This window comes from Aeromonas sp. ZOR0002 (assembly GCF_963866995.1).
Lineage (GTDB): Bacteria > Pseudomonadota > Gammaproteobacteria > Enterobacterales > Aeromonadaceae > Aeromonas > Aeromonas caviae.
In genome coordinates, this window is the sequence record NZ_CAWMFQ010000191.1 from 1,943 (window position 1) to 6,419 (window position 4,477).

Annotated in this window: 6 protein-coding genes; 3 read left to right on the forward strand and 3 right to left on the reverse strand. The window is 60.2% G+C overall.

What is annotated here, in order from left to right:
* A partial coding sequence (gene proS, locus AACR77_RS11565) for a proline--tRNA ligase (protein WP_156133356.1) occupies nt 1–926 on the forward strand: 926 nt, incomplete at its 5' end.
* Between the two features lie 194 nt (nt 927–1,120).
* Entirely contained in the window at nt 1,121–1,750 is a 630-nt protein-coding gene (locus tag AACR77_RS11570; protein ID WP_042881577.1) for a 3'-5' exonuclease, read from the forward strand.
* 195 nt (nt 1,751–1,945) lie between these two features.
* Here the strand turns inward: AACR77_RS11570 and AACR77_RS11575 are convergent, their stop codons facing one another.
* The 3 genes from AACR77_RS11575 to AACR77_RS11585 all read right to left on the reverse strand — a co-directional run bounded on the left by AACR77_RS11575 (nt 1,946) and on the right by AACR77_RS11585 (nt 3,807).
* Nucleotides 1,946–2,626: an SDR family oxidoreductase gene (locus tag AACR77_RS11575; RefSeq protein WP_041214522.1), complete on the reverse strand. Its 681-nt coding sequence runs from the start codon at nt 2,624–2,626 to the stop codon at nt 1,946–1,948.
* Nucleotides 2,627–2,644: 18 nt separating this feature from the next.
* Nucleotides 2,645–3,274 (reverse strand): TIGR04219 family outer membrane beta-barrel protein, encoded by a 630-nt coding sequence (locus AACR77_RS11580; RefSeq protein ID WP_010672862.1) that lies wholly within the window; start codon nt 3,272–3,274, stop codon nt 2,645–2,647.
* Between the two features lie 92 nt (nt 3,275–3,366).
* Nucleotides 3,367–3,807, reverse strand: coding sequence for a copper chaperone PCu(A)C (locus tag AACR77_RS11585; protein WP_039039478.1), 441 nt, complete (start codon nt 3,805–3,807; stop codon nt 3,367–3,369).
* An 89-nt stretch (nt 3,808–3,896) separates the two neighbouring features.
* Between AACR77_RS11585 and AACR77_RS11590 the strand changes: the two genes are divergently transcribed.
* A partial coding sequence (locus AACR77_RS11590) for an enoyl-CoA hydratase-related protein (RefSeq protein WP_042881579.1) occupies nt 3,897–4,477 on the forward strand: 581 nt, incomplete at its 3' end.

A 4,477-nucleotide genomic window follows, 5' to 3' on the forward strand; every position in this document is an offset into this window, starting at 1 on the left:
CCGCTTTCCTGAACGTGGCGCCGACCGCCATCGCCAAGACCCTGCTGGTACTGGCCGAGGAAGACGAGCACGGCAAACAGGCCGTCATCGCCCTGGTACTGCGTGGCGACCACGAGCTGAACGAAATCAAGGCCGAGAAGCTTTCTGGCGTGGCTAACCCGCTGACCTTCGCCAATGACGAGCAGATCAAGGCTGCCGCCGGTTGCGACGCAGGCTCCATCGGCCCGGTCGGCTTTGCCGGTCGCATCATCGTCGATCGCAGCGCCGCCCATCTGAGCGATTTTGTTTGCGGCGCCAACGAGACCGGTTTCCACCTGACCGGTGCCAACTGGGATCGCGACATCACCGCTTACGAAGTGGCCGACCTGCGCAACGTGGTGGAAGGCGACCCGAGCCCGTGCGGCCAGGGCAAGCTGCTGCTCAAGCGCGGTATCGAAGTGGGCCACATCTTCCAGCTGGGTACCAAGTACTCCGAAGCGATGAAGGCGAGCGTGCTGAACGAAGGCGGCAAGTCCGTCACCATGGAGATGGGTTGCTACGGTATCGGGGTTTCCCGTCTGGTGGCTGCGGCCATCGAGCAGAACAACGACCAATACGGCATCATCTGGCCGGACGCCATCGCCCCGTTCGAAGTGGCCATCGTGCCGATGAACATGCACAAGTCCGAGCGCGTGGCCCTGCAGGCACAGCAGTTCTACGCCGAGCTCAAAGCCGCCGGTGTAGACGTGCTGTTTGACGACCGCAAGGAGCGCCCGGGTGTGATGTTCGCCGACATGGAGCTGATCGGTGTGCCCCACGCCATCGTCATCGGTGACCGTGGTCTGGACAACGGCGTGGTGGAGTACAAGTGCCGCCGCTCCGGCGAGAAGCAGGAAGTGGCGATCAAAGAGATCGTTGCCCTGCTCAAGGCCAAGCTGGGTCGCTGATAACGCGACACCGCCTCTCGCTTTTCATAGGAAAGCCCCGAGTGCCACGGCACTCGGGGCTTTTTATATGGCTCTCAGCCATGATGCACAAAAATGCGTCTCCAGCGTGAACCAATGAGATAACTGCATTGCCCTGTACACGGTACGGCTGATTTCCTAGACTGGCGCTCTTTACCCAGCTTGCCCGAGAAGTTATGTCCATCGCCTCAGCCAATACCGTTGTCGTGCTCGACTTCGAGACCACAGGGCTTTCACCCGGACAAGGGGATAGAGCCATCGAGATCGGTGCCGTCAGAATCAAGGATGGCCATATCAGTGAGCGTTTCTCGGCATTGATGAATCCGGGCTTCAACGTGAGCAGCTTCATCGAGCAATATACCGGGATCAGCAATGCCATGCTGAAACAGGCTCCCCCCTGTAACGAGGTGATGGCGGATTTCGTCGACTTTATCGGTGATGACAATCTGGTCGCCCACAACGCCTCCTTCGACAAGCGCTTTCTGGATGCGGAAATAGAGCGATTGCCGGCGCAATACCGCGGCCAGTTCGCCTGTTCCCTGCTGCTATCGAGGCGCCTGTTTCCCGATGCCCCGGATCACAAGCTGGGTACCCTGGTGCAATACCGGAGTCTGCCCAATGACGAGGTGTTTCACCGTGCCCTGGCGGATGCAGAGGTGACGGCCCACCTCTGGCTTGCCTTGTTGGAAGAGCTGGCGTGTCGACATGGCATTATCGACCCGGACTTTGAATTGCTGCTGACCCTTGGCAAGAAGCCAAAACAGGTGATTCCATCCTTCCTGCGGGAATATGCGACTCGGAAATAATATGTGCCGACATGCATCATCAATCATCCATGCCATGTCGGCACTGAATTTACCCGCCTTCACATCCATGATGGCCCGGCGTAAAGAGAGGCAGGCAAGCAGATAATTTAGCACTGCACATCAATGAAAAAGCGCGCCAAATGGCGCGCTTTTTGTTTCTGCTGTCCCGGGCGGCAAAGGCCGGAGCCCACTATCTCAACTATTGCGACCGATAAAGAGATCGGTCACATGGCAGCTGCTTCTCGCGGCCAGCGCATCCAGCATGTAGGCTGCAGCGTCTTCCGGCGTCATGAAGCCACTCGAATCCACGTGATCCGAATTCTCCCAGAACTCGCTGCGGATCCCGCTCGGATAGAGGTTCACCAGTCGCAGGGGAGCACTCTTCAGCTCGGCCCGCAAGGATTCGAGAAAGCCGCGCATGCCCCATTTGGAGGCGCAATAGAGGCTCTCGTTGGCCTTGCCGGTCTGGGCGGCAGAGGAGAGCACATTCGCCAGCACGCCGCCCTTGTCACCGATGAGGCGCACCGTCTGCTGGGCCACCAGTATGGTGGAGATGAGATTACTCTCCACCACCCGGCGGATCTGCTCGGCGGTGTAGACACCCACCGGGCCGAACTCGCCGACACCGGCACAGTGGATCACCATGTCGGGCAGGCCGCCCCACTCCACCGCAGCGGCAAAGGCGACATCCACCTCTTCGTGGTGTGCGAGATCGGCGGCAATGCCGATCACCGCCTTGCCGAGCAGCTCTTCCTGCTCCTGCAGTTTCTGGTAACGGCGACCCATCATGGAAACCTGATGGCCGCGTTCAACCAGCCCTATGGTCAGGGCGCGGCCCAGTCCGGACCCCGCGCCAGTCACTATGATGTGGCCCATGTGTGCTCCTCAGGGAGATCAGAAGGTGAATTCACCACCGATGAACCAGCCGTCGATGGTCTGATCGACGCGATCGAAGTCCATCTCGGCCTCACGCCAGCCGGCACGGATCTTGAGCGGCACGGAAGAGAACTTGTAGGAGCCGCCCAGACGGTAGTCGTAGTTGTCGGCATCCTGCACCCGCATATCGCCAAACGCCGCAAAGCCGGTCCCCGGGATGCGTACTTCACCCCCGGTGTAGGCCATCAGCACATCCTTGTCATAGGAGTAGTGCTGGGTGTTGAAATCACCGTCGTAGCGACGACCGGTCAGACCCAGATCGATCTGGAACAGATCGTTGTTGAACAGGCGATAGTAGAGGCTCAGGTCGTAAGCCAGCAGATCGTTGTTGAAGCTGCCGCCGCTGCTGCTGAAGTCGGACATTTCGAACTTGGCGTTGGGCAGCAGCAGGATGCCGTGCTCCAGTTGCAGGTAGCCGCTCCAGTTGTAGTTCTCGTCGTAGCTGCCATCGGCACCCACGCTGCTGACCTGGCCACTTCCCTGGGCATTCCACAGATCGGCACCCGCCGCAAAACGCCAGTCATTGGCGGCCATGGCCCCATGGCTGAGCAGAGCCATCACAGTGCCGGCAATCAGGGTCTTCTTCATCACTTCGCTCCATTTTGGACTGGAAAGGCCATCATTTTACCCGCTGGGCAAGGAATACCTAGAGTAAAAAGCTGAACAAGCGTCCATAAATGTCAGTGCTTCATCCCTTTCATGGGTTCGACCGGCTTCACGGGCAGGCTCAGTGACAGCGTCTGCCCATCGTCCAGGGTCAGGGTCAGCGGGAAGGGCGTGCCCTGGGCCAGGGTATGGATATCGAACAACATGATGTGCAGGCTGCCGGGCTTGAGCACGGCCTCCCCCTTGGCCGGGATCTCGATGCTCTCCACCTGGCGCATCTTCATGACGCCGTTCTCGTGCAAATGGGTGTGCAGCTCGACACGGCCCGCCTCAGGAGACGCTCCCGCCACCAGTTTCACCGGTTTGTCCCCATCGTTCCTGAGCACCATGAACGCCGCCGTGTTCGGCGAGCCAGGGGGCAGCAGACGCACATAACCATCGACCGCGTCGACCTTGGCCAGGGCCGGGGCGGCCAGAAGCAGTGCCATGGTGGAATAAAACGCACGTTTAAACATGGTTGAAATCCTTTTATGATGTTGTTAAACGAGACAAAGCTTACCCCTTTGGCAAACTTTTGACAGCCCCCGACAACAAGGATTCAGACATGGCCCTCACAATTCTGGCCGAACAGCAGGACGGCTTGCTCACCCTGACCTTCAATCGACCGGAAAAGCGCAATGCCCTCAACACGGAGACGTATCTGGCGCTGACCGACGCACTGCGCCAGGCCGCCCGGGACGAAGAGGTCCATGTGCTGCTGTTGCAGGGCCAGGCGGAGTGCTTCACCGCCGGCAACGATCTGGCCGACTTTGTTGGCAAGCATGCCCTTGAGCCGGACGACCCCATCCTGCAATTTCTGCACACCCTGGCGGACTTCCCCAAACCGGTGATCGCCGCCGTGGGCGGCCCGGCAGTCGGCATAGGCACTACCCTGCTGCTGCACTGCGACCTGGTCTATCTGGGTGACAACGCCCGGCTGCAGCTGCCTTTCGTCGAGCTGGGACTGGTGCCGGAGTTTGCCGCCAGCCTGCTGCTGCCACGCGCCGTCGGTCACCTCAAGGCGGCGGAGCTGTTGCTGCTGGCAGAGGCCATCGATGGGGAAGAGGCGCTGCGTCTCGGGCTCGCCAACCGGGTGCTGGCCCCGGCGGACCTGCTCCCCTTCGCTCGGGAGCAGGGACTGAAACT